This is a genomic window from Rhodococcus opacus B4, from assembly GCF_000010805.1.
Lineage (GTDB): Bacteria > Actinomycetota > Actinomycetes > Mycobacteriales > Mycobacteriaceae > Rhodococcus_F > Rhodococcus_F opacus_C.
Genome location: NC_012522.1, coordinates 1,861,321 through 1,884,472, shown reverse-complemented (window position 1 = coordinate 1,884,472; position 23,152 = coordinate 1,861,321). Strand labels below are relative to the sequence as shown.

The window sequence follows — 23,152 nt, the reverse complement described above, 5'->3', positions numbered from 1 at the left end:
TTAGGTTTGGGTGACACCGTCCGATGAGGAGTGATACGGATGATTTCCTGTCAGTGGTGCGAGGAACTCGCAGACGACGACCGCGACGAAGTGCTCGCCCTGGTGGCCGCGGCCGCGGAATACGACGACGAGGCGGGGTTCTCGCGCATCGAACCGCGCGACGTCACGGCCCGTTCGCGGAAGGGGGTGCGGGTATCGCACCTCGCGGTCAAGGCGCGTCGAGGGTTGAGCGCCCTCGAGGACGTGCCGCTCGTCGTCGTCGCATACCTCCACCTTGCTGTGGACGACGAGGGCCTCGGCACGGTCCAGTTCGTCGTGCACCCCGACTATCGATCGCGCGGAATCGCGACCCTGCTCGTCGAGGAGATGGGCCTCGACGTGGACCGCCCCGACGGCTGGATGGGTACCGGTGCGCGCGCCCTGCGCACCTGGGCTTTCGGTACGCACCCGGCGGCGGAGCGACTGACTCGGAGGTTCCGGATCGCGTCGGTCAGCCGGCTGTGGACCCTGTTCCGCAGCCTGACCGGGCCGTTCGCGGCTCCGCTCGACCCGGTGGACCTCCCGCAGGGGACGGTCCTGGAGGAACCGCGCGGGCTGGACGACCCTGCGTCGGAGAAAGCCCTCGACGACGTACTGGGCCGCGCGGGAATTCCCCCGGTGCAGCTCGAGAAGCTCTCGGAGAGTCGTGCCCACGGAGCCGGGTCCGTGATCGTCGCGTCCGGCGACGCCGGACGGCCCCGGGGTTTCGTCTGGCTGGACCCGTCGCTGCACACGCACCTCGAGCTGCGAGCGTCGTGGATCCGGGCTCTGGTGCTCGAAAAGGAGTCGCGTGGCGGCGGTCTGGGTGCCGGGCTGCTCGTGCGGGCGCTCGAGGTGCTGCGCGACGCCGGGGCTCAGATCGCCTTGATGCGAATCGATCCCGACGACGAGGGGGCCGTCCGCCTGTGCCGGTTGCTGTCGTTCGAGCAGGAGGATGCGCACACGTGCTACCAGGTCGGCGACTGGCACGAGGCTCCCGGCTACCTCTGAGGCATGAGACGTAGAACGATATTTGTCGCACTGTTGACGAGCGACGGTCGCCGCGCTACTGTCCTGTGACACGGCTCACAAGCGATGTCCGTGACGAGGGCGTCTCGCAGACGGCCCTCGAACCCAGGCTCACATCCAGTGCTACCGCGCGCACGCCGCGCGACATTTCGGCGCTCATCACCGACATCTCAGACTCGGTTGAACGGAAGGACACGTCATGACACGACTCGAGGGGAAGGTCGCGTTCGTCACCGGTGCCGCTCGCGGACAGGGACGTTCGCATGCCATTCGGCTGGCAGAGGAGGGCGCCTCGGTCATCGCGATGGACATCTGCGAGCAGATCGACACGGTCTTCTACCCGATGGCCACCACGGACGACCTCGCCGAGACCGAACGTCTGGTCAAGGAGGCCGGCGGCTCCATCGTCACGTCGGTGGGCGACGTTCGGAACCGGGCCGACGTCCAGCGCGCGTACGACGCCGGAATCGAACAGTTCGGGCACGTCGACATCGTCCTGCCCAACGCCGGGATCATGCCCGTCATCGAACCCGGTGATCAGCCGCAGGCGTGGCACGACGCGATCGACGTGATGCTCACCGGCGTGTGGCACGTCCTGGAGGTGACGGTGCCCGGACTGATCGAGCGCGGACAGGGCGGGTCGATCGTCATCACCAGTTCCGCCGCGGGCCTCACCAGCATCGGGCTGAACACGTTCCCCGGACAGGCCGGCTACTCCGCGGCCAAGCACGGCGTCGTCGGGCTCATGCGCCTGTACTCGAAGCAGCTGGCCAAGCACAGCATTCGAGTCAACACCGTGCATCCGACCGGGGTGAACACCCCGATGGTGGCCAACGCCGAATACGGCGAGTTCGTGAATTCGCACCCCGAGGTCGCGAACGACGAGTCGTACAAGAATCCGATGCCGGTCGAGCTGATCGAGGCCGTCGACATCAGCAACGCCATCGTGTTCCTCGCCTCCGACGAGGCGCGCTACGTCACGGGCGTGACCCTGCCGGTCGATGCCGGCTACAACAACCGCTGAGCGAAGGAGTTATCGAATGACGACAACAGAGTCGACGGCAGCAGCGCCGCCGAAGATCGCCGATCGCGAGCAGGTATTCGTGGGCGGCCGTTGGGTGGAGTCGACGGGAGACGAATGGATCGACCTCGTCGACCCGTGGACCGAGAAGCAGACGGCGCGAATCCGCAGCGCCACAGCGGAAGACGTCGCACGGGCCGTGCGGGAAGCGCGCGCGTCGTTCGACTCCGGCGAGTGGGCGTCGCGCACGATGGCCGAGCGCGCCGATGTTCTCGACGAGATCGCGAACCGGCTCGAGGGCCGGGTCGAGGAGTTGACCCCGCTCGGGGTCGTCGAGGTCGGCATCCCCGTCGCGGTCAGCGGACCGACCCAGCAGATGACTGCCGGATTGTTCCGCGCCGTCGCCGCGGTGGCCCGGAACTTCTCCACCCGTGAGGACCGGACCCGGGCCGACGGCGGAATCTCCCGCATCCTCAAGGAGCCGACCGGTGTGGTCGCCGCCATCATCCCCTGGAACGGGCCGATCGGGACGATCGCGTTCAAGCTGGCGCCGGCTCTCGCCGCCGGTTGCTCGGTGATTCTCAAGACGGCGCCGGAGGCCCCCCTCTCGCCGTCCGTGTTCGCCGACATCATCGGGGAACTGACGGCGGAAGGCGTGATTCCGCCCGGGGTCGTCAGCGTTCTCTGCGCCGATCGCGAGATCTCCGAAACTCTGGTCACCAATCCCGACGTCGATCACATCACCTTCACCGGAAGCACTCTCGCCGGGCGCCGCATCATGTCGCTCGCCGGCGAGCGGATCGCGCGGGTGTCCCTCGAACTCGGTGGGAAGTCGGCGGCCATCATCCTCGACGACGCCGATCTGGGGCACGTCATGCAGTCTCTCCCGATGGGTGGCTGCATGCAGAGCGGCCAGGCATGTATCGCGCTGACCCGTGTCCTCGTCTCCCGCAAGCGGCACGACGAGGTGATCGAAGCGTTCAAGGGTGCCCTGAGTTTCCTGCCGATGGGAAATCCGTGGGAGCAGACGAACTTCCTCGGACCGCTCGCCATGGAGCGGCAACGCGACCGCGTCGAGGGCTACATCGCCTCGGCCAAGGAGGAAGGCGCGACGATCGTGCTCGGCGGCGGGCGGCCCGCCGGGGTCGAACACGGCTTCTTCGTCGAGCCGACTCTCATCGACGGCGTGCGCAACGACATGCGAGTCGCGCAGGAGGAGATCTTCGGACCGGTCATCTCCGTGATCACCTACGAGGACGAGGAGGAGGCGATCGCCATCGCCAACGACTCGATCTACGGCCTGTCCGGTGCGGTGTACACCGAGGACCTCGATCACGGTTTCGAGGTGGCTCAGCGGATCCGGACCGGAACGATCAGCGTGAATGCGGCCATCATCGACTTCACGGTGCCGTTCGGCGGCTACAAGCAGTCCGGCGTCGGGCGTGAAGGCGGAATCGAGGGCCTCGAGGAGTTCTTCGAGACCAAGACGGTGCACCTGCCGGCGACCGGATAGCCGGCGCGCTCGCAGAGACGACGAACGGCCCCTGGAATCGAAGTCCAGGGGCCGTTCGCGTGCTCGGGTGGTGACGCTTCAGGCGGAGCGTTCCTCGGTGGCGGTCCCGGCGCCGGCCTGGTTCCGCATCACCCCGTACAGGAAGCTGCGGATCATCTCCTCGAACAGCCTCTTCGACGAGAGTTCGTTGGCAGCAAGGGCTTCCGCGAGGAGAGGCTGCGAGTCCGGGTCGACGTTCGGGAAGATCGTCGCGCGGGTGCTCGGTTTGCGCATCGCCTCGGTGAGAACGGCGCCGACGGACAACGTCTCCATTCCGTCCAGGATCTGCACGTGGAGATGCGTCGGGACGCCGGAGTCCAGGAGGAAGCGGGCCGTGTCCTCGTACGTGCCGATCAGGAGGTCGCGGGGCAGGTACTGCAGCAGGATCGGTGCCGCGTTACGGTGCCGGAGAATGGCCTGGCGGAAGTTCATGCTCAACGCCACGAAGAACTCGGGCCAGTCGGGACCGGGCTTGCGGCGGGGACGCACGACGGTGGCGCCGGCGATGTGGCGTGCCACCGCGGACAGGATCGCGCTCTTGTCCGCGAAGTGGTGGTACAACGACGGTGCCTGCACCCCGAGGTGCTTGGCCAGTCGCGGCAGGCTGAATGCCTCGAGCCCTTCGGAATCGATGATTTCGATGGACGCCTGCACCGCAGTTGCACGGCTGATCAGGGGCTTCGATGGTCGGGGCATGTCAGGCTTTCCGGTGGGGTTCGCTCGAGTGGTTATTTGGCATGGTGAGGTGAATCGTAGCGGGTCGCGGTCACCTCATGGGTGTAGGCGACCTCTCGGTCGAGGAAGTCGAGCAGTCCCTCGCTGAGCAGGTCGTTGTCGTCGCCGCTGACCATGTGCCCGGCGCCTCCGACGTCGATCTGCCGGGCCGTGGGGATCAGTTCCAGCAGGTCACGGGCACCGTCCGCGCTGACGACGTCGGACTGCGCGCCCCGGATCAGGAGGGTCGGGACGGTCACCGCGCGGGCCGCGGCACGGGCCCGTGCCTCCCGGGTCGCGGCCTCGTCGACGCTGTTCTCCCGATGCGTGATCATCCGGGGATCCCAGTGCCAATACCAGCGTCCGTCACGCTGTCGGAGGTTCTTGCGGAGGCCGTCGATCCGCGGCGGACGACGGCGGTGCGGGTTGTACGCGACGACCGCGGCGAGCGCGTCGTCGAGCGTGTCGAAACCGGAGAGTCCGCTCTCCAGGAACGCCGTGATCTTGGCGAGTCCGACGGGCTCGGCGCGGGGGGTGATGTCCACCAGGACCAGTGCGCGGCCGATGCCGTGGTCGCCCTGCGCGAGCAGCGACGCCATTCCGCCCATGGACGCGCCGACCAGTACCGGGGGTTCGCCGAGATCGGCGACGACGGCGGCGAGATCCCGCGCGTGGGCGTTGCTGCCGTAGTCGCCGTCCTCGGCCCACTCGCTCTCACCGTGACCGCGGGCATCGATCGCCAGTGCGCACCAGCCGTTGTCGGCGAGCCGAATTCCGGTGCGCTGCCACGAATGGCGGGTCTGCCCGCCGCCGTGGAGAAGCAGGACGATCCCCTTCTGCGGGGAGGTCGGCTCCCATCGGTCTGCGGTGAGCACGACTCCGTCGCCGCGGAGTTCGGTGCGAAGGGTGGTGAGGGGCATGATGTTCTCGCCTTTCGTCGGTCAGTGACCGGAGGTTCCGCCGTCGACGGCCAGCGTCGAACCGGTGATGTATCCCGACGCCCGGCTGGCGAGGAAGACCACCGCCGCGTCGAGCTCGCGCTGGGTGGCCGTCCGTCCCAGCGAGCAGTTGTGGAGGAAGGCCGCGAGGGTGTCCGCCGACATCTCACCGATCATGTCGGTGTCGACGAAGCCTGGCGCGATCGCGTTGACCCGGATGCCCTTCCGTCCGGACCACTGGTTCGACAGATCCCTGGTCAGCCCGATGAGCCCGGCCTTGCTCGACGAGTACGCGGCCTGTGGGAGGACGGACTTCACCAGGCCGAGCATGCTGGTGATGTTGACGATGCTGGAGCCGGGCCCCATCACGCGGGCGCAGGCCTGGGCGGCCCAGTAGGCGCCGAAGAGATTCACGTCGAGGACCGCCCGGTAGTCCTCGGGCCGTTCCCGGGTGGCGGGTGCGGCATGGGTGACCCCGGCGTTGTTCACCAGGACGTCGAGCCTGCCGAACCGGTCGATCGCAGCCTGTGCGAGCGCGTCGCACTGTTGCGGGTCGGTGACGTCGGTGGGGACCACGAGGCAGTCGCGACCGCGTTCGGTCACCGATCGGGCGACCGCGTCGAGTCTGTCGCGTCGTCGCGCGGCGATCACGACGTCCGCGCCGGCCTCCGCGAGGGCGCACGCGAACCCCGCACCGAGGCCGCTGCCCGCTCCGGTGACGACGGCCACGGAGTCGGTCAGGCGGAACAGGTCGAGCACCGATTCGGTTGCCGGCTGGTTCATGAGTGAGTACTCCCGTCGATAATTCTAATGATCATAGGTTTATCTCAGGTGCGGCCGCGGGGCAACACCTCCGACGGGCGCCTTGCGCGACATTAACCTAATTGCATAAGATTTATGGGCAAGCCGAGTCGAGTGGAACGAGACGTGAATGACCAGCAACGCGAACCAGCAACGGCGGCAGATGCAGGTTGCAGGCAAGGACACGCTCGCCGACGGCGTCGTGCGACTCACCCTGGTCGACCACGACGGTGCGACGGCCCCGGCCTGGACACCGGGTTCGCACATCGATCTGATCCTCGACGACACCACCACCCGCCAGTACTCGCTGTGCGGCGACCCCGGTGACACGACATCGCTGACCGTGGCCGTGCTCCGCGAGGCCGACGGCCGGGGTGGCTCGATCCGCGTCCACGACAAGCTCGAGTCCGGTGACCTCGTCGACGTCGGCGGCCCCCGCAACCACTTCGCGCTCGTCGATGCCGACTCGTACCTGTTCGTGGCCGGCGGCATCGGCATCACGCCGCTCCTTCCGATGACGAGGGAAGTGGACGCCAAGGGAGCGCCGTGGCGCCTGCTCTACGGTGGGCGGACCCGCGCGAGCATGGCATTCGCCGACGAACTCGCGGCAGCACACCCGGACCAGGTGCGCATCCGCCCGCAGGACGAGCACGGCCACCTCGACCTCGCGACGGCTCTCGCCGAGGTCGAGCCCGGAACCGTCGTGTACTGCTGTGGCCCGGAACCGTTGCTGCAGGCCATCGAATCGGCGTGCCGGGAACGTCCGCACGTCACACTGCACGTCGAACGCTTCGCGCCGAAGGAGCCCCCGGAGCACGGCGACGACGGAGCCTTCGAAGTCGAACTCGCCCGATCGGGGCGGACGGTCCAGGTCGCCGCGGACGAGACGATTCTCGACGCCGTCCTCCGGGAGGGCGTCGACGCCGACTTCTCCTGCCGGGAGGGCACCTGCGGAACGTGCGAGGTGGCGGTGCTCCGCGGCACTCCCGATCACCGCGACTCCGTCCTCAGCGAGGACGAGCAGGCGGAGAACGACGCCATGATGATCTGCGTGTCCCGGAGTTGCACACCCAAGCTGACCCTGGATCTGTGACAGATGGTCACGAAGGACGCCGAGTCGGTCACCGTCACGAACCAGACCCGGCGCCCGGCGTCCCGCGACCGATTCCTGGTCCCGGCGCTGTGCTTCGTCGTCATGACCACGGCCGTCATACAGACGGCGGTGGTACCGCTGCTCCCTGCTATGGCGTCGCAACTCGGAGTCGATTCGGCCGCAATCGGCTGGGTGGTGACGGCTAACCTGCTCGCCGCGGCAGTGAGCACGCCGGTCCTCGGCAGACTCGCCGACCGGCGCGGTCCGCGCCCGGTGCTGCTGGGGATTCTCGTCGTGGTCCTCCTCGGTTCGGTGCTGTGTACCGGCACCGGCCGACTCCCGCTCCTCGTGCTCGGCCGAATCCTCCAGGGGGCGGCGTTCGCGCTGTTCCCGATCGGCGTCGCCGTGCTGCGACGCCGGCTCGGCCCGCGACGGCTCCTGAGCGCCATCGGGCTGATGTCCGGGATCCTGGCCATCGGCGGAGGGCTCGGGATGATCGCCGCCGGGGTGCTGTGCACCGAGGGCGCGGATTTCCGGCGGGTGTTCGGGCTGCTCGTGGTGCTGAATCTCGCCGCACTGGTGGTTGCCTGGGTGACCGTCCCGCGTGGCGGGGCGGAAACATCCCGGGGTGGTCTCGATCCGGTCGGAGTCGCCCTGATGGCAGTGGGGCTGTCCGCGATTCTGATCGCCCTCGCCGAAGGCGGCCGGTGGGGCTGGGGGTCGCCGCAAACGGTCGGCGCCGCGGCGCTGGGGATGGTCGTCTCGGCCGGGTGGTATCTGCACGAGCGTCGGACCCGGAGCCCCCTCGTCCCTCCGATGCTGCTGTCCGGCCGGCGGGTTGCCGGCACTCATCTCGCGGCGTTTCTCGTCGGAATGGCCATGTACATCCAGTTTCTCGGCTCGGCCCAGTTCGTCCAGGCCTCGCGCGCGGCCGTCGGCTACGGCTTCGACGCGTCGGTGCTGCGGACGAGTCTTGTCGTGCTGCTCCCGGGTTCGGTCGCGGGCGTGACAGCGGCAATGGCGAGCGGCCGCTTCGTGCACCGCTTCCGCGCCGACCGGGTGTTCGTCGCGGCCTGCGGGATCGGGGTGGCCGGATTCGCGGTGCTGGCGGTGGCCCACACCCGGCTGTGGCAGGTTGTCGTCGCGCTCGTCGTGATCAACGTCTTCGTGAGTGCGTCGTTCGCGGTGCTGCCCGCGCTGCTCGTCGACGCGGTGCCGCCCGAATTCACCGGGGTCACCAACGGCATCAACGCGATTGCGCGGACCTTCGGTAGTTCGGTCGCCGGCGCCCTGGTGGCGACGCTGCTCGCCTCCGTGACCGTCCCCGGCACAGACCTGGCGTCCGAGCGCGCGTTCGTGATCGCGTTCTGGGTGGGCGGGGTGGCGGCGGGTGCTGCCGGACTGGTGGCAGCTGGTGCGGAGCGCGCGCGGAGAAAACATGCCGATCGGGGTGTCCGATTCGGTGCACCATCAGTTAATCTATAGATCGTAGGTTTTGAGCGGTGGCGCGAGGCGTCTGCCGTGACATCGATGTCGCCCGGCGGCGACGGCGGAAGGTTGAGTGGAGATGGCTGCGACAATCGGGTCGGCATTGCACTGGTGGGCGGCGACGAAGGGCGACCAGCGCGCGATCGTCGTCGACGACGACGCGCTCACGTACCGGGAACTGCAGGACTGGTCGAGCCGAGTTGCACGCCGGATCGCCGAGGCCGGGATCGGGCCGGGAGATCGAGTCGGTGTCCTCGGCCCGAACTCACTCGACTGGCCGGTTATCGCCCTCGGCGTGCTGAAGGCGGGAGCGGTCCTCGTGCCGTTGAACCCGCGACTGAAGCCCGCGGAACTCCGCAAGGTGGTCGACGACGCGGGAGTCCGGCTGGTGCTCGCGCCCGCCGAGTTCGGCGACTCCGTCGACGCGACGCGCTCCCTGGGCGGGGTTTTCGATTCGCTGCCGTTCGACGAATTCTCGGTGCTGCGCAGCGGCGGTATCGACGACTTCCGGATCGACGTCGGGCCCGAAGAGCCGACGGCGCTGCTGTTCACCAGCGGCTCGACGGGGCTCTCCAAGGGCGTCATCTGCACCAACCGCACCCTGCTCAATATCGTCTTCGAGGCGTCGCTGACGGAAGAGGGGCTGCGGCCCGGGTCGACGACGCTGCTGGTTCTTCCGCTCGTCTTCACACCCGGCCTCGTGTGGGGTCTGCTCATGACCACCGTGCTGGGTGGCACCATCATCATCGAACGCGAGCTGAAACCCGGTCGTGCCGCGGCGTTGCTGAGCGAACACCGGGTCCAGGCCCTGTTCGGTGTTCCCCTGATCTTCGACGCGATCTCCCGGGCCCCGGAATTCGAGAACGCCGACCTCGGTTCCCTGCGGACGGCGATCGTCGGCGGCGCTGCGGTCGCGCCTGCGCTTCTGCAGCGGTGGGCCGACAAGGGGGTGGCACTCCGGCAGATCTACGGCATGACGGAGGCCGGGGGAGTCGCGACCGCCACACTCGTCAGCGAGGCCTTCGACCATCCCGCGACGTGCGGAAACGGCTCCATCTTCACCGAGATGAAGGTGGTCCGCCCCGACGGAACCGAGGCAGACCCCGGCGAGGAAGGCGAAATTCTCCTCAGCGGACCCGGCGTCACGCCCGGCTACTGGAACGACGAGGAATCGACGGCGGCCGCGCTGCGGGACGGCTGGCTGCACAGCGGCGACCTGGGAACGCGGGACAGCGAGGGGCGGCTGCAGTTCGTCGACCGGCTCAAAGACCTCATCATCACCGGAGGAATCAACATTTCACCGGTCGAGTTGGAGCGCGTGATCGGTGAGATCGAGGGCGTCGAGGAAGTCGCGGTGATCGCCGCGAAGGACGCGCGGTTCGGCGAAACTCCCGCGGCGATCGTGACGGTCACCGGCGACGTCGACGAAGCCGCCATCATCGAGCACTGCGACCGGCTGGTCGCCGACTACAAGGTTCCCCGATATGTCGTGATCCGGAACGAACCCCTGCCGCGCCTGCCCAGCGGAAAGCTGTCGAAGACCGCGATCCGATCCGAGTACCGCGACGTGTCCGAGAGGTTCTCGAAGGTGCGCTGACGCTACACCCCCAGCGTGATTCGACGAAGAGGAAGAAGAAGAAATGACGTCTGTCGATGTCGAGAGCGTGGTCTTACTGGAACGCCGCGAGGAGATCGCCGTCGTGCGGCTGAATCGCCCGGAACGGCTCAACGCGTTCACTCTCGGAATGCGGGACCGCATCATCGAGGTCTTCGACGAGTGCGACGCGGATGATTCGATCCGGGCGATCGTCCTGACGGGAACCGGTCGCGCCTTCTGCGCCGGGGCCGACCTCGCGGCCGGCGGCGACACGTTCGTCATGGACGGCGATCCGGACACCGGCGAGGCGCCGCCGGATTCGGGAGGCCAGACGGCGCTGCGGATCTATCGGTCGACGAAACCGGTGATCGCGGCGATCAACGGTCCGGCGGCCGGCGTCGGTGTCACGATGACGCTGCCCGCCGACATCCGGATCGCCTCGGACACTGCGAAGTTCGGGTTCGTGTTCACCCGCCGAGGGCTCGTACCGGAGGCGTGTTCCACCTGGTTCCTACCCCGGATCGTCGGCATCTCGACCGCCGTCGAATGGGCCGTCGGCGGCAAGATGGTGCCGGCGGCGGAGGCCCTCGATCGCGGACTCGTCCGCGAGGTCGTCCCCGCCGACGATGTGCTGCCGCGAGCGATCGAGGTGGCGCGCGAACTGGCGGCGGGCACCTCGCCGGTCTCCGTCGCACTGACCCGGCAGTTGATGTGGAGAATGCTCGGGGCCGACAGCCCCGAGGTGGCGCACCGGGCCGAGTCGATCGCCATCCACGTGCGCGGCGCCTCGGCCGACGTCCGCGAAGGAGTCGCGGCGTTCCTCGACAAGCGGCAGCCCGACTTCCCGCAGTCGGTGTCCGACGGCCTGCCCGACGTCTTCCGCTGAACGCCGGAATCTACTGCTCGGCGACCACACCGAACCGGCGGAGCGTCAGCGCCGGATTCTTGGCGCGGACCTCGGCGACGCGGTCGGGGGAGACGGTGCCGATCGCCGTCCCGACCCGTTCGCCGAGGGACGCGATCACCACCCCCATCGGATCGACGATCAGCGACGCGCCCGAACCCACCGGGCCGCTCTGATCGGCCGCGGCGACGTACATCGTGTTCTCGATGGCCCGGGCGCGGACGAGCGTGGTCCAGTGGTCTTCCTTGAGCGGGCCCGACATCCACGCGGCCGGCAGGACCAGGACGTCCGCGCCCGCGTCGACGATGCGCCGGGTCACCTCCGGGAACCGCAGGTCGTAACACGTCTGCATGCCGACGGTGACGCCGTCGACGGTGAACGTCTCGGGGGCGCCGATCGAACCGGCCTGTACGACGTCCGACTCCCGGTAACCGAACGCGTCGTACAGGTGCAGCTTCCGATAGGTGGCGGCGATGCCGCCGTCGGGGGCGACCGCGACGAGGGTGTTGAAGATCCGGCGCTCGCCGGGGATCGCCTCGTTGATCCCGGCGACGACGGTCATCGCGTGCCGGGCGGCGACCTCGCGGAGGCCGGTGACGAACTCGCCGTCCAGGGATTCCGCGGAGTCCACGAATCGCTCGTCCATCGTCGGGATCGTGAACATCGCGAACTCGGGCGCCACCAGCATCCGCGCCCCGCCCGCCGCCGCCTCCGCGGCGAACTTCGCGATCAGCGCAAGGTTGTCCGCCTTGTCCGGGCCGGCAGCGAACTGTGCAATTGCTACGTCGACCATGTCAATGCCCTTTCCGAAGTGGACCGTGTGCGACGAAACTAGCTGAACACCACCGTCTTACGGCCGTGCACGAGGACGCGATCCTCGAGATGCCAGCGCAGGCCGCGGGAGAGGACGAGCTTCTCGATGTCGCGGCCCTGCCGGACCATGTCCGCGACCTCGTCGGCATGGTCGACGCGGATCACGTCCTGCTCGATGATGGGCCCCGCGTCGAGTTCGGCCGTCACGTAGTGGCACGTGGCGCCGATCAGCTTCACACCGCGGGCGAACGCCTGGTGATAGGGGCGCGCGCCGACGAACGACGGCAGGAAGCTGTGGTGGATGTTGATCGCCCGGCCCGCCCAGTGCTCGCACAGTTCCGACGGCAGCACCTGCATGAATCGGGCCAGCACCACGGCGTCGGGATCGTGGGCGTCGACCAGTTTCCGCACCTGCTCGAAGGCGGGGCCCCGGTCGGCGGGGTCCTTTGCGAACGGCACGTGATGGAAGTCGATGCCGTGCTGTCGCGTGACGTTCTCGAGGTCGCGGTGGTTGCCGATCACCGCGCAGATGTCGGCGGGCAACTCGCCGCCCGCCGCACGTCCCAGCAGGTCGTGGAGGCAGTGCGCCTCCTTGCTCACCAGCAGCACCACCCGCTTGCGCTGACCCGAGTCCGCCACCGTCCACTCCGTCTCGGGGCCCAGTTCGGCGGCGACCGCGGCGAACCGTTCCCGCAGCTCCTCGATGGACATGTCGACCGAAGACGCACGCACGGCCTGACGGGTGAAGAACCAGCCGGTGTCGGCGTCGGCGTGGTATGCCGCCTCGACGATCCAGCCGCCCACGTCGGCGAGGAACGTCGAGATCCGGGCGACGATGCCGGTGCGGTCGGGGCAGCCGAGTGAAAGAACGTACCGGTGATCCTCGGTCGAAGCAGCGCTCATGGTCAACAGTCTTTCAGGTCGCACTACGGCCGTTCACCACGGCGGTGCCCACGAGGGTCCCGGCGTCGACGTCGTGAATCGCGCGCTCGGTGAGCAGCTGCAGGAGATCGAGGCGGATCTGCTCGACCGTCCGGTCGTCGAACGGGGCGAGCGCGCGGCGGAAGTTCCCACCCAGGACGAGGTCCCAGGCGAACTCCGGGGTGGCGGGAATGATGTTGGACAGTTCCCGGACCTCGGTCGAGTGCGCGCCCAGCTCGCCCAGCCACTGGTGGAGCGCATCCGGGGTGTCGATGCGCGCGAGCGGGTCGAACGGCGATCCGGCCGGTTCCGGCGTGGGTTCCCGATGCCGCGCCACGGCGTCGTGGAACGCGTCCGCGAAGTCGCGCAGCGCCCCCCGCCGCCACACCGTCATCCCGACCTTCCCGCCGGGGCGGACGAGGCCCGCGAGCCGGGTGAAATCGGCGTCCATGTGGGGCAGGAAGAACACGCCGTACGAGCAGGCGAGCGCGTCGTAACCGGCTTCCGGGACGGTGCTCGGCGGCTCCCAGGTGGTGGCGTCCGCGCAGACGAACTCGATGTTCTGCAGCCCGCGTTCCGACGCCTTGACCCGGCCCTGCTCCAGGAGCTCGTCGGACAGGTCGACGCCGTGGACGAGGCCCGTCGGCCCCACCGCGGTGGCGGCCGGCAACGCGGAAGACCCTGCGCCGCAACACACGTCGAGGACGGCATCGCCGGGGCCGAGGCCGAGCTGGAAGGCGAGCGACTGGCCGGCAGGTGCCCACACGGCTGTCGACAGCCGGTCGAACTCGAGCCGTGCCTCGTCGAAGATCGATCCCGGATCACTCATACGGCGATGCTAGGCCGTGCCGCGACCCCCGGGCGGCATTGTGCGAAGCTCACAGGTATGTCCGACGTTGCACTGACCCGCTCCCAGGTGGCCGACCTCGTCGACCACACGCTCCTCAAGCCCGAGGCCACCACCGACGACGTGACGGCGCTGATCGACGAGGCGCGTGCACTCGGTGTGCTCGCCGTCTGCGTGTCGCCGTCGATGCTGCCGGTCAGGGCGCCCGGTCTCGTGACCGCGGCGGTGGTCGGGTTCCCCTCGGGGAAGCACCACTCGCTGGTCAAGGGGGCCGAGGCCAGGCTCGCCGTGGATCAGGGCGCGCAGGAGATCGACATGGTGATCGACATCGGCGCCGCCGTCGCCGGCGACTTCAACGCCGTGCTGGCCGACGTCCTCACCGTGCGCGAGGCCGTCGGCGACAGCACCGTGCTCAAGGTGATCCTGGAGACCGCCGCGCTGAGCGACGAGGCGATCGTGGAGGCATGCCGGGCCGCCGAGCGGGCAGGCGCGAACTTCGTGAAGACGTCCACCGGGTTCCATCCGGCGGGGGGAGCGACCGTGGAGGCGGTGCGGTTGATGGCCCAGACCGTCGGCGGGCGGATGGGCGTCAAGGCGAGCGGCGGCATCCGCACCGCGCAGGCCGCGCTCGAGATGATCGCGGCCGGGGCGACGCGGCTGGGCCTGTCGGGAACCCGTGCCGTCCTCGACGGGCTGCCCGACTGACCCGGCCGCCGATCAGACGAGGAGGCCGCAGCTGCTCTGCTGTTCCTGCTGCTGTTGCTGGGTGGGGGCGGCCGGCATCGTGTAGGCGCCGCCTTCGAGGGTGATCTCGATGGCGTCGTCGGTGACCTTCAGCGACGTCGGCTGCATGCCCAGCGGGTAGGTCTGCAGGCTCGAGGTCAGGATTTGGACCACCCCGTCGACGAGGTCGGTGGGGAGCCCGAAACCGAGGATCGCGGCACCCACCGTGTCCACCTTCACGGTCCCGTTCACGACCTCCGGTTTGACGGTCAGATCCGCGAGCCCGGCCGGGCCGACGGAGAACTTCAGGGTTCCCGCGCTCGAATCGGCGGTGACTCCGCTGATCAGTGAACCGAACGCCTGCTGCTGCAGCGTCGCGAGGATGCCTGCGGTCGACCAGGTGACGTCCGCGTCGGAGCTGCCGATGGTGCCGCTGCTGTCCGCGGTGTTCTCGATCCGGATGTCGTTGACCTGGGCGTGCACCTGCATCCCCTGCGCGGGGCCGAACTTGGTGTCGTCGCTGTCGATGGTGATGTACGGGACGTTCTTGTCGACGGACTGCAGCAGGACCGGCTTCCAGCTCAGTCCCACGTCCACCTGCGAGCCGAGTTGGCTCTCGAACTGGTCTGCCATGCACGTCTTCACCCTGTGGCGGACGAAGAGTTCGCCGCCGACGAGTACCGCCACGAGCGCGGCGATGACGACCAGAGAGATGACGAGCACACGGTTACTTCGGGGTGCGGAGTTCGTTCGGGCTGCCATTACACGGATTCTTCCCGACAACTCTGAACAAATTCTGTGAATGCGTCGGCGGCGCGTCGCCGAGATCCGCAGAAATTGTGATACGTGCCACAATTGCCCAGTAATGTAGGGGAATGTCCGGATGGTTGGCTCCACGTCCCGGTGACCCGGAGCGCGAAGGTGTCGGTGAAGAGCTGACACGCGTCGCGACGGCTCAGGCGGGTTTCTTCACCACTGCGCAGGTGCTGCGCCTCGGTTTCGCTGCCGACGAGATCGGCGAGCGACTCGCCGACGGCTCGTGGGTCAAGATAGAACGAGACCTGTTCCGCTTGAAGGATTGTCCGCACTCCGATCTCGAGGAGTTCGCGAAGTGGTGCACCTGGTTCGGTGCCGCCGCCGCGGTCTCCCACCAGAGTGCCGCCGAACTTCACGGTCTCGGACACCTGTACCCGCGGTTCATCCACCTCTCGACGGTGCTGTCGCCGCCCTCGCCGACGCAGCAGTTGGCGCTGCACCGGCGGTCGCTGCGCCCGGAGGACTGCGAGCAGGTCGGCCCCCTGCGCATCACCACGCCGCTGTGCACGGCACTCGACCTCGCCGCCAGCGGAATCTCGCAGGAACTGCTCGACGAGGTGGTCGCCGACGGCGTCGCGATCGGGCGACTGAACGCGCGCGCACTGCACAGCGAGTGCGGATCCCTGCCGGCACAGGTGGCGCAGCGCGTCGAACACGCACTGGCCACCTGCACCTGACGGGTCTCCCTGGGACTCAGAACGGCCACTCGCCGTCCCGGGTGCCCTCCAGCAGCGGGATCATCGAGAACCCCGCGTCCGACAGTCCGCCGAACGTGTGGCGGTTCGCGGACCCCGTCGGTCCGTGACCGTGCCGGTAGCCCGCCACGTTCCACGTGTACACGGGGACGTCTGCCGGGACGTGCCGGGTCGGATCACCCCACGTCGCCTGCTCGTCGGTGACGACGACGGCGCGATCGTGGCCGCGGTAATGCTTCCGCACTGCCGCCGCCGTGTCCGTGCCGCCCAGGTCGCCGAAGCTGTCGACCACCCGCAGCACTGCCTGATGCTCGAACGGCACGTTCCGGCTGTCCGTGCCGAACTCGACGAGATCCGCCCGCTCGGCGCGTGCCGCCAGCACGGTGCCGAACACGGCGGCCGCGTCCGCCCGCGTCAGTTCCGACCGCGCCGAGACGCGGCTGTAGAACATCGATCCCGACCGGTCGACGAGTACCAGGGTGCGTCCGGGCAGCGACGGGACCGCGGACAGTGACGCCCCGAGCGCACACTCGAGCGCGTGACCCCACCGCAGGCTCGGCGCGTTCCGGTACGCCGCGAGGAATCGCATCGGCAGCTGCCGCGACTTCGCGACCTCACCCGGATCCGCGATCCGGGCCGCCACCTGCTCCGCGACGTGGTCGGGGATCCCGGCCTCGTCGAAGTTCCTCAGATTGCGGAGAAGCGCCGTGTATCCCATGGACGGGATCACCGCCTGCCACGCCGCCGCATCCATCGGTCCCTGCAGCCAGCCGGCGAGCGACTCCCACGTCATGCCGGCCGCCGACAGCCGCTCCGGGGTTCGGAGGACGGCCCGCCGATCCTCCGGCGGGACCGCCGTCAGCGAGGCCCGTTCCGTGAGCATCCGCAGGCCGGCGGGGATCGTGTTCTCGCGCCCCTGCCGCCGGTCGATCGCGTGCCGGAACAGCTCGCCCTGCCACGGCGCCGACGGCGACGCGTGGGTGAGCTCGAGAACGTCGCCGAAGCGGACGTCCCTCTCCTCGGAATCCCACTTCAGCAGTGAGCGTTCCGAGTACAGCCGGACGACGGCATCGGCGATACCGCGCTTCACCGGCTTCGGGATCGAACGGCCGTGGCGCGCAATCCAGTAGGCGAGCAGCTCGCCCGGCTCGTCCGCCCGATCCAGGGCCGAGGAGATGACGGCACGGTTGCCGCCGTGCCGACCGGCACCCAGCCGGGCCCGGACGAACTCGGCGGCGGCCACCAGCGACGCCGAACGCAGATGCGCGTCGCGGCGCAGCCACCCGATCAGGCGGGCGGTCCACTCCGGATCCGACAGCGCGACCTCGTGGATCAGCGCGACGAACCTTTCGTCGCGGTCCGAGGCCGACTCGTAGAAGGTGTGCTCACCGACCATGTTCGTGACCGCGAGGAGGAACAGCTCGCTCTTCGCGTCGCGGGCATAGCCGATGCCGCCCTCGAAGGTGCGGCCGGCGGGTTGTGCGTCCGACGTAATAGGACTCTGTATCTTACTGCGGCGCAGCATCTTCAGGTTGAACTTGCTCATGGGTGTTCCTCCTTCCGGGAGGTGCCGGTGGACGTGCGGAGCGCGCGCCACCCGAGGTCGAGACGACGACGGGGTGCGGAGTCGAACCGCGTGCCCCACGCACTTCACCGGAGAAGTATCCGTCGTCTGCGCACCGGGTGGCGCGCACACCTGTCGTGCCGAGATCGGAGTCGGCGGAGGCACGGACGCGCTCTACCGCTGAGCTACAGGGACCTGCGCCCCTGACCGGATTCGAACCGGCGACCACGCGATTAACAGTCGAAGTAACCCTCGCCTGCGCACCGGCACAACATGTTTCGTAAACCGACTCTACGGGGCGATCTCGGGGATGTCGCGTGAATTAATTCGTGCCGGAACCGGGCGCGACCAGCGCCCACGGAACGGTGAGGATGTTGTCGCGGATGCGGCGGCGCTGCGGTTGCACGGGAAGACCCTGCGCGCGAAGTAGTTCGAGGGCGGCCCGCCACCGCACCCGCGGCCCGAACGAGCCGTGCGGCGCCGCGGTGGCCCACGCGCGATCCGCCGCCGCGAGGAGGGCGTGGACCGGCTCACCGGGGACGTTGCGATGGATCAGCGCCTTGGGCAGCCGTTCGGCGATGTCCGACGGCTTCTCCACGGCGAACGGATCCCACGCCAAAGTCAGCGACAGCGGGCGGGTGGCGTCGAGCAGCACCCACGCGCAGCGGCGGCCCAGCTCGTCACACGTGCCGTCGAGGATCAACCCGCCCGGTGCGAGCCCGGACTGCATCCGCGTCCAGGCCGGCCCGACCGCGTCCTCGGGGTACTGCCGCAACACGTTGAACGCACGGACGAGGACGGGCCGCAGTCCGGAGAGCTCGAACCCGCCGCGGGCGAAACTCACTCCGTTCCTGCTCTCGACCACACGCTCGGGGTCGATCTCGAGCCCGACCACCCGGCGGTCGCCGCGCACGGCCGTCAACCGGTCGGCGAGCTCGAACGTGGTGTGCGGGCGGGCGCCGTATCCGAGGTCGACGACGAGCGGGTCGGCGGACGCGTGCAGCGTTCGGCGCACCAGCGCGTCGTGGACGAGCCAGCGGTCGCTGCGGCGCAGCCTGTTGATGCCTGTCGTACCCCGGGTGATGACACCGTGGGGCCGCCTCAGCGTCGCTGAAGTCATGGGAAATCCGTGCGGTGAGTACTAGTGCTGCGACAACCAGGTTTCGGTGATCTCGGCCTCGGCGCGGAACAGGTCGATCAGGTTGACGAGCATCAGTTGCTCGAGCTTGCCGCCGATGAACGGCAGGTACACCTTCGCCTCGGACGAGGTGCGGAACGTGCACCCAGTCTCGGTGGCGAACAGCTTCATGGTGCCCGTGAGGCTGCCCGGGCCCGCCGGGATCGACGCCTCGTACGTGCCCGTGGTCGGCTCACCGAAGGGCGTGTACGACTCTTTGCGCGTGATGACCATGTCCTTCTTCATCACCGTCTGCGCGATCTCGGGCAGTTCCGACCGCGGCAGGATGTGGTGCAGGACGATGTCGATCCCGTCGTCGTTCACGTCGAAGTGCTCGATGTGGTTCTCGGAGTACTTCCGCATCTCCTCGATGCGCGCATCCCAGTAGTCGCGGTTGGTGAACGCGTTGTACACCTCTTTGGGGGTGTGCTTGTAGCGGGCTGAGTAGTCGATGCGGCGAGCCATGATCGCCAAGGTTACCGGCTGGGACCCAACCCAACGGACACCCGCCCCAGGTCAGGCCCCGAGCCACTGCTCCGTGAACTCCTGCTCCTTCGCGATCAGGCGAAGGACCTCGTCCGCGATCGCGTTCTCGATCTTGCCGCCGATCAGCGGGATCCTGACCTCGGCCTTGCCTTCGACCTGCACGTTCGCCCGCGAGCCGTCTTCTTTCAGCGTCTGGGTTCCGGAGATCGTCGCGGGCGCACCCACCACCTCGGCCGTGAACGTGCCCTCGGCGTGATCGCCGTCGAGCGTGCCCCACGTCTCCGTGCGCTTGATCACGAGGTCGCCCGGACGGACCTTCGAGACGATGCTGGGCAGGTGCTCCGCGGGAATCGACTGCGACATGGCGACCGAGATGGTGCCGGCTCCGGTCGTGACCTGGTCCAGGGTGGCCCCCGGTCCTCCGACCTTGTCGAGACGGTCGCGCCAGTACTGCTCGGTGATCAGGCCCGCATGGACCTGGGCGACGGGAAACGCATAGGACGACGAATGCTCGATGCGGCGGCTCACGATCGGCCAGGCTACCGTTTGCGGTTGTGTGGGATGTGAGCATTGTCAGTCAACTCGTCGATTCGGGCGCCTTCGTGTCGGAAAACCTCGAACTGTCGGGGATGACCACGCTGCGGGTCGGCGGTCCGGCGCGGATCGTGGCGGAGTGCCCGAGCACCTCGGTTCTCGTCGACGTGGTGCGTCTTCTCGACGCCGCGCACATCCCGACGCTGATTCTCGCCGGTGGCTCCAATCTCGTCGTCGGGGACGCCGGATTCGACGGCGTGGTGGTGCGTGTGTGCAACACCACCGTCGGCCTGGAGGAGAAATTCATCACTGCCGAGGCGGGCGCGGAGTGGGACCAGGTGGTCGCGCAGACCGTCGCCGCCGAACTGGGCGGGCTCGAATGCCTGTCGGGGATCCCCGGGTCGACCGGGGCCACCCCGGTGCAGAACGTGGGCGCGTACGGCGTCGAGATCGGGTCGATGCTTCGGCGGGTGCAGCTGCTCGATCGGCGCACCGGTGAGGCGCGCTGGGTCGAACCCGACGCGCTCGGCCTCGGGTACCGCACCAGTGTCCTCAAGCACTCCGACGCGGCCCTGGTGCTGGCCGTGGAACTGACCGTGCATCCCGACGGGCTGTCCGAGCCGCTGCGCTACCGCGAACTCGTCTCGGCACTCGGCGGTTCCGAGGGCGACCGGTTGCCGTCGGCGCAGGTCCGGGGCGCCGTGCTGGATCTGCGCCGGGGCAAGGGCATGGTGCTGGACCCCGACGACCACGACACGTGGAGCGCGGGCTCGTTCTTCACCAACCCCGTGGTGTCCGACGGCGAGCTGGCGGGCGTCCTCGCCGCGATCGAGACCCGCCTCGGCGACCTCCCCGTTCCGCAGTACCCCGCCGACGGCGGAACCAAGTTGTCTGCCGGTTGGCTGATCGAGCGGTCCGGCTTCTCGAAGGGGTATCCCGGCGAGAACGCGGTCGCGCGGCTGTCGACCAAGCACACCCTCGCGTTGACCAATCGAGGTGCCGCGAAGAGCGAGGACCTGCTGGCACTGGCCCGCGACGTGCGGGACGGCGTCCAGTCGGCGTTCGGTGTCCGGCTCGAACCCGAACCCGTGACGGTCGGCTGCGCGATCTGAGGCAGGTCCGTAGCGCAGGTAACCTGTTAGCTGTGCATGAACTGGGTTCTCGGACAAGTCGGTCGCGCGTCGCGCTGATCGCGACGGCGCTGATCGCGTTTCTCGTATTGCTGACCGGATGCACGGTCGGCTCCGAGTCGGGAACCGCCACCGCGCCGCCCGAACCGGCGGTCGAGGTCACCCAGAATCCGGCGTCGGGCACCGAGGACGTCAGTCCGGTGGCGCCGATCTCCGCGACCGCGTCGCAGGGCACGTTCACCGACATCGCCCTCGTCAACGCGGAGGGGCGCGTGGTGCAGGGTGTGCTGTCTCCGGACCGGACCACGTTCACCGTCGGGGAGGCGCTGGGTTACGGCGCCACCTACACGTGGAAGGGCACCGCGCTCGGCACCGACGGCAAGTCCGTCGCCGTCGACGGCAGCTTCACCACACTCGAACCCGAAGCGACGACCGGCGCCACACTCAACATCGGCGACGGTCAGGAAGTCGGGATCGCCGCCCCGATCATCGTGCAGTTCCACGACTCCGTCGAGGACAAGGCGGCGGTCGAGAAGGCGATGACCGTCACGACGAACCCGCCCACCCCCGGCTCGTGGGCGTGGCTGCCCGACGACAACGGGTCGCGCGCACACTGGCGTCCCCAGAATTACTGGGCACCCGGCACCACCGTCGCCCTGGATGCGAAGCTGTACGGCGTGGACTTCGGCGGGGGAGCGTACGGCGAGCAGGACCTGTCGCTGAACTTCACCGTCGGGCGCAGTCAGATCGTGATCGCGAACGCCCCCAGCCACCGTATGCAGGTGGTGCGCGGCGGCGAAACCATCATGGACATCCCCGTCAGCTACGGCGAGGGCAACGAGGCACGCAACGTCACCCGCAGCGGCATCCACATGGTGACCGAGAAGCACGAGGACTTCCTCATGTCCAACCCGCCGTTCTACGAGAACGTCCGCGAACGCTGGGCGGTCCGCATCTCCAACAACGGCGAGTTCATCCACGCCAACCCCGAGACCATCGGCGTCCAGGGTTCGTCGAACGTCACCAATGGCTGCATCAACCTCTCGCTCGAGGACGCGCAGCAGTACTTCGGCACGGCAATGTACGGCGATCCCGTCGAGGTGACCGGGACGTCCATCGACCTGTCGGCCGCCGACGGCGACATCTACGACTGGGCCATCAGCTGGCCCGAATGGCAGTCCATGTCGGCCCTCGCATAGGTGAGCGGCAAAGTGTGCTCGGGCACGCTTTGCCGCTCACGTGCGGGTGGGGCCGGCGAAACTTTCTTCACACTCGGTGGAACGGAAAGCGGATCCCTTGCGTCTACCTGAATGAGGACGCGTCAACGGCGCCGCGTTCTCGGGTGACACAACTGTGGGGAGTCGTCCGCTGTCGAGGGGTCGACGGACGACCCCGACAGTCCGTTTCGGTCGAAAGTCGTTGATCGGCAGGGGGCTGTGGGATGGGATGGATGTTGCTGGGTTCGGCGTCGATCGTGGCGGGACTGTGGGCGGTGGTCCTGTACCTCGAGCACCAGGACAGGCGGACCGCCGCGAAGGGGCCTACGTCGTACGGTGAAAACGTCCGGACGAAGCCTGATCTCGTGGCTTGACGACGATCTGGTCGATGTTCACATGGGGCGGCCGGGAGGCGACGAACCCGATGACGTCGGCGACGTCCGTGGCCACCAGCGGGGTGATGCCCGCGTAGACCTTGTCGGCGCGCTCCTGGTCGCCCTCGAAACGCACCAGCGAGAACTCGGTTTCCACTGCGCCCGGGGCGATCTCGGTGAGACGGACCGGCTTGCCGAGCAGTTCCCCGCGCAGCGTGCGGTGCAGGACGGCCTCCGCGTGCTTGGCCGTCGTGTACCCGGAACCGTTGTCGTATGCCTCGAGCGCGGCCAGCGACGTGACAGTGACGACCAGACCGTCACCCGACTCGATCAGCTTCGGCAACAACGCCTTGGTGACCCGAAGCGTGCCCAGGACGTTGGTCTCCCACATCCACCGCCAGTCGTCGAGATCGGCCTCCGCGACGGTGGCCAGTCCCTTGGCGCCGCCCGCATTGTTGACGAGCACGTCGACCCTCGGCAGTACCGCGGCGAACGCGTCCACGGAATCCTGATCCGTGACGTCGAGTTCGAGCGCGGTACCGCCGATGTCTTCGGCGATCTTCTCCAGACGATCCAGTCGCCGCGCCCCGATCACCACATGAAATCCCTGCTCGGCGAGGGTGCGGGCGGTGGCTTCGCCGATTCCGGAGCTCGCTCCGGTGACGACGGCGATGCGGGTGTCAGGTGAAAAGGTCATGCC

23 protein-coding genes are annotated in these 23,152 nt (G+C 68.5%); 11 read left to right on the top strand and 12 right to left on the bottom strand.

Annotated elements, in window-relative coordinates; all coding sequences use genetic code 11:
• Positions 1–39 precede the first annotated feature (39 nt).
• The 3 genes from ROP_RS08845 to ROP_RS08835 all read left to right on the top strand — a co-directional run bounded on the left by ROP_RS08845 (position 40) and on the right by ROP_RS08835 (position 3,581).
• The gene (locus ROP_RS08845) at positions 40–1,029 is read left to right on the top strand and encodes a GNAT family N-acetyltransferase (RefSeq protein ID WP_012688983.1); all 990 of its coding nucleotides are present in this window, start codon (positions 40–42) and stop codon (positions 1,027–1,029) included.
• 217 nt (positions 1,030–1,246) lie between these two features.
• Positions 1,247–2,071 (top strand): mycofactocin-coupled SDR family oxidoreductase, encoded by an 825-nt coding sequence (locus tag ROP_RS08840; RefSeq protein WP_012688982.1) that lies wholly within the window; start codon positions 1,247–1,249, stop codon positions 2,069–2,071.
• Between the two features lie 16 nt (positions 2,072–2,087).
• Positions 2,088–3,581 (top strand): aldehyde dehydrogenase, encoded by a 1,494-nt coding sequence (locus ROP_RS08835; protein WP_012688981.1) that lies wholly within the window; start codon positions 2,088–2,090, stop codon positions 3,579–3,581.
• A gap of 78 nt (positions 3,582–3,659) precedes the next feature.
• On the opposite strand, the gene ROP_RS08830 is transcribed toward ROP_RS08835, so the two are convergent.
• The 3 genes from ROP_RS08830 to ROP_RS08820 are packed head-to-tail and all read right to left on the bottom strand — an operon-like array spanning position 3,660 to position 6,055.
• On the bottom strand, positions 3,660–4,316 hold the full coding sequence (locus ROP_RS08830) for a TetR family transcriptional regulator (RefSeq protein ID WP_012688980.1): 657 nt from the start codon (positions 4,314–4,316) through the stop codon (positions 3,660–3,662).
• 32 nt (positions 4,317–4,348) lie between these two features.
• Positions 4,349–5,254, bottom strand: coding sequence for an alpha/beta fold hydrolase (locus ROP_RS08825; protein WP_012688979.1), 906 nt, complete (start codon positions 5,252–5,254; stop codon positions 4,349–4,351).
• Between the two features lie 21 nt (positions 5,255–5,275).
• Complete coding sequence (locus ROP_RS08820) at positions 5,276–6,055, bottom strand: SDR family NAD(P)-dependent oxidoreductase (protein WP_012688978.1); 780 nt, start codon at positions 6,053–6,055, stop codon at positions 5,276–5,278.
• Between the two features lie 148 nt (positions 6,056–6,203).
• Between ROP_RS08820 and ROP_RS08815 the strand changes: the two genes are divergently transcribed.
• The 4 genes from ROP_RS08815 to ROP_RS08800 all read left to right on the top strand — a co-directional run bounded on the left by ROP_RS08815 (position 6,204) and on the right by ROP_RS08800 (position 11,137).
• Entirely contained in the window at positions 6,204–7,166 is a 963-nt protein-coding gene (locus ROP_RS08815; RefSeq protein WP_012688977.1) for a PDR/VanB family oxidoreductase, read from the top strand.
• Positions 7,167–7,169: 3 nt separating this feature from the next.
• On the top strand, positions 7,170–8,651 hold the full coding sequence (locus tag ROP_RS08810; protein ID WP_012688976.1) for an MFS transporter: 1,482 nt from the start codon (positions 7,170–7,172) through the stop codon (positions 8,649–8,651).
• Between the two features lie 82 nt (positions 8,652–8,733).
• A complete protein-coding gene (locus ROP_RS08805; protein ID WP_012688975.1) occupies positions 8,734–10,251 on the top strand; it encodes a class I adenylate-forming enzyme family protein in 1,518 nt (505 codons plus the stop codon).
• Positions 10,252–10,294: 43 nt separating this feature from the next.
• Complete coding sequence (locus ROP_RS08800; protein WP_012688974.1) at positions 10,295–11,137, top strand: enoyl-CoA hydratase-related protein; 843 nt, start codon at positions 10,295–10,297, stop codon at positions 11,135–11,137.
• 10 nt (positions 11,138–11,147) lie between these two features.
• On the opposite strand, the gene ROP_RS08795 is transcribed toward ROP_RS08800, so the two are convergent.
• Genes ROP_RS08795 through ROP_RS08785 form a run of 3 tightly spaced genes read right to left on the bottom strand, consistent with a single transcriptional unit; the run spans position 11,148 to position 13,718 of the window.
• Complete coding sequence (locus ROP_RS08795) at positions 11,148–11,948, bottom strand: carbon-nitrogen hydrolase family protein (protein ID WP_012688973.1); 801 nt, start codon at positions 11,946–11,948, stop codon at positions 11,148–11,150.
• A 38-nt stretch (positions 11,949–11,986) separates the two neighbouring features.
• On the bottom strand, positions 11,987–12,871 hold the full coding sequence (purU, locus tag ROP_RS08790; protein ID WP_012688972.1) for a formyltetrahydrofolate deformylase: 885 nt from the start codon (positions 12,869–12,871) through the stop codon (positions 11,987–11,989).
• A 13-nt stretch (positions 12,872–12,884) separates the two neighbouring features.
• Positions 12,885–13,718, bottom strand: coding sequence for a class I SAM-dependent methyltransferase (locus ROP_RS08785; protein ID WP_012688971.1), 834 nt, complete (start codon positions 13,716–13,718; stop codon positions 12,885–12,887).
• 57 nt (positions 13,719–13,775) lie between these two features.
• Here ROP_RS08785 and deoC point away from each other — a divergent pair, with 57 nt between their 5' ends.
• Positions 13,776–14,441 carry a deoxyribose-phosphate aldolase gene (gene deoC, locus ROP_RS08780; protein WP_012688970.1) on the top strand — a complete coding sequence of 222 codons (666 nt, stop codon included), beginning with the start codon at positions 13,776–13,778 and terminating at the stop codon, positions 14,439–14,441.
• 12 nt (positions 14,442–14,453) lie between these two features.
• Here deoC and ROP_RS08775 read toward each other — a convergent pair whose 3' ends face one another.
• Positions 14,454–15,221, bottom strand: coding sequence for an LmeA family phospholipid-binding protein (locus tag ROP_RS08775; protein WP_043824446.1), 768 nt, complete (start codon positions 15,219–15,221; stop codon positions 14,454–14,456).
• Between the two features lie 113 nt (positions 15,222–15,334).
• Between ROP_RS08775 and ROP_RS08770 the strand changes: the two genes are divergently transcribed.
• Complete coding sequence (locus tag ROP_RS08770) at positions 15,335–15,952, top strand: type IV toxin-antitoxin system AbiEi family antitoxin domain-containing protein (protein ID WP_012688968.1); 618 nt, start codon at positions 15,335–15,337, stop codon at positions 15,950–15,952.
• Positions 15,953–15,968: 16 nt separating this feature from the next.
• Here ROP_RS08770 and ROP_RS08765 read toward each other — a convergent pair whose 3' ends face one another.
• From ROP_RS08765 to ROP_RS08750, 4 genes are all read right to left on the bottom strand, one after another.
• Positions 15,969–17,516, bottom strand: a complete 1,548-nt coding sequence (locus ROP_RS08765) for a TROVE domain-containing protein (protein WP_012688967.1) — start codon at positions 17,514–17,516, stop codon at positions 15,969–15,971.
• A 340-nt stretch (positions 17,517–17,856) separates the two neighbouring features.
• The gene (locus ROP_RS08760; RefSeq protein ID WP_012688966.1) at positions 17,857–18,654 is read right to left on the bottom strand and encodes a hypothetical protein; all 798 of its coding nucleotides are present in this window, start codon (positions 18,652–18,654) and stop codon (positions 17,857–17,859) included.
• A 21-nt stretch (positions 18,655–18,675) separates the two neighbouring features.
• Positions 18,676–19,176 carry a DUF2505 domain-containing protein gene (locus ROP_RS08755; protein WP_005560412.1) on the bottom strand — a complete coding sequence of 167 codons (501 nt, stop codon included), beginning with the start codon at positions 19,174–19,176 and terminating at the stop codon, positions 18,676–18,678.
• A 51-nt stretch (positions 19,177–19,227) separates the two neighbouring features.
• Complete coding sequence (locus ROP_RS08750) at positions 19,228–19,725, bottom strand: DUF2505 domain-containing protein (RefSeq protein WP_012688965.1); 498 nt, start codon at positions 19,723–19,725, stop codon at positions 19,228–19,230.
• Between the two features lie 26 nt (positions 19,726–19,751).
• On the opposite strand from ROP_RS08750, the gene ROP_RS08745 reads away from it, so the two are divergent.
• Together ROP_RS08745 and ROP_RS08740 are read left to right on the top strand one after the other, a co-directional pair.
• Positions 19,752–20,843: a UDP-N-acetylmuramate dehydrogenase gene (locus ROP_RS08745; protein ID WP_043824443.1), complete on the top strand. Its 1,092-nt coding sequence runs from the start codon at positions 19,752–19,754 to the stop codon at positions 20,841–20,843.
• A gap of 32 nt (positions 20,844–20,875) precedes the next feature.
• The gene (locus ROP_RS08740; protein ID WP_012688963.1) at positions 20,876–22,060 is read left to right on the top strand and encodes a L,D-transpeptidase; all 1,185 of its coding nucleotides are present in this window, start codon (positions 20,876–20,878) and stop codon (positions 22,058–22,060) included.
• A 342-nt stretch (positions 22,061–22,402) separates the two neighbouring features.
• On the opposite strand, the gene ROP_RS08735 is transcribed toward ROP_RS08740, so the two are convergent.
• On the bottom strand, positions 22,403–23,149 hold the full coding sequence (locus tag ROP_RS08735) for an SDR family NAD(P)-dependent oxidoreductase (RefSeq protein ID WP_012688962.1): 747 nt from the start codon (positions 23,147–23,149) through the stop codon (positions 22,403–22,405).
• Positions 23,150–23,152: the final 3 nt, after the last annotated feature.

Excerpts from the sequence above, each read along its gene's own strand:
- ROP_RS08835 (WP_012688981.1), top strand. The coding sequence starts at position 2,088 with ATGACGACAACAGAGTCGACGGCAGCAGCGCCGCCGAAGATCGCCGAT.
- ROP_RS08820 (WP_012688978.1), bottom strand. The coding sequence starts at position 6,055 with ATGAACCAGCCGGCAACCGAATCGGTGCTCGACCTGTTCCGCCTGACC.
- ROP_RS08825 (WP_012688979.1), bottom strand. The coding sequence starts at position 5,254 with ATGCCCCTCACCACCCTTCGCACCGAACTCCGCGGCGACGGAGTCGTG.
- ROP_RS08785 (WP_012688971.1), bottom strand. The coding sequence starts at position 13,718 with ATGAGTGATCCGGGATCGATCTTCGACGAGGCACGGCTCGAGTTCGAC.
- ROP_RS08760 (WP_012688966.1), bottom strand. The coding sequence starts at position 18,654 with ATGACTTCAGCGACGCTGAGGCGGCCCCACGGTGTCATCACCCGGGGT.
- ROP_RS08735 (WP_012688962.1), bottom strand. The coding sequence starts at position 23,149 with ATGACCTTTTCACCTGACACCCGCATCGCCGTCGTCACCGGAGCGAGC.
- ROP_RS08770 (WP_012688968.1), top strand. The coding sequence starts at position 15,335 with ATGTCCGGATGGTTGGCTCCACGTCCCGGTGACCCGGAGCGCGAAGGT.
- ROP_RS08810 (WP_012688976.1), top strand. The coding sequence starts at position 7,170 with ATGGTCACGAAGGACGCCGAGTCGGTCACCGTCACGAACCAGACCCGG.
- ROP_RS08765 (WP_012688967.1), bottom strand. The coding sequence starts at position 17,516 with ATGAGCAAGTTCAACCTGAAGATGCTGCGCCGCAGTAAGATACAGAGT.
- ROP_RS08805 (WP_012688975.1), top strand. The coding sequence starts at position 8,734 with ATGGCTGCGACAATCGGGTCGGCATTGCACTGGTGGGCGGCGACGAAG.
- ROP_RS08755 (WP_005560412.1), bottom strand. The coding sequence starts at position 19,176 with ATGGCTCGCCGCATCGACTACTCAGCCCGCTACAAGCACACCCCCAAA.
- deoC (WP_012688970.1), top strand. The coding sequence starts at position 13,776 with ATGTCCGACGTTGCACTGACCCGCTCCCAGGTGGCCGACCTCGTCGAC.
- ROP_RS08795 (WP_012688973.1), bottom strand. The coding sequence starts at position 11,948 with ATGGTCGACGTAGCAATTGCACAGTTCGCTGCCGGCCCGGACAAGGCG.
- purU (WP_012688972.1), bottom strand. The coding sequence starts at position 12,871 with ATGAGCGCTGCTTCGACCGAGGATCACCGGTACGTTCTTTCACTCGGC.
- ROP_RS08800 (WP_012688974.1), top strand. The coding sequence starts at position 10,295 with ATGACGTCTGTCGATGTCGAGAGCGTGGTCTTACTGGAACGCCGCGAG.
- ROP_RS08845 (WP_012688983.1), top strand. The coding sequence starts at position 40 with ATGATTTCCTGTCAGTGGTGCGAGGAACTCGCAGACGACGACCGCGAC.
- ROP_RS08775 (WP_043824446.1), bottom strand. The coding sequence starts at position 15,221 with ATGGCAGCCCGAACGAACTCCGCACCCCGAAGTAACCGTGTGCTCGTC.
- ROP_RS08840 (WP_012688982.1), top strand. The coding sequence starts at position 1,247 with ATGACACGACTCGAGGGGAAGGTCGCGTTCGTCACCGGTGCCGCTCGC.
- ROP_RS08830 (WP_012688980.1), bottom strand. The coding sequence starts at position 4,316 with ATGCCCCGACCATCGAAGCCCCTGATCAGCCGTGCAACTGCGGTGCAG.
- ROP_RS08815 (WP_012688977.1), top strand. The coding sequence starts at position 6,204 with ATGACCAGCAACGCGAACCAGCAACGGCGGCAGATGCAGGTTGCAGGC.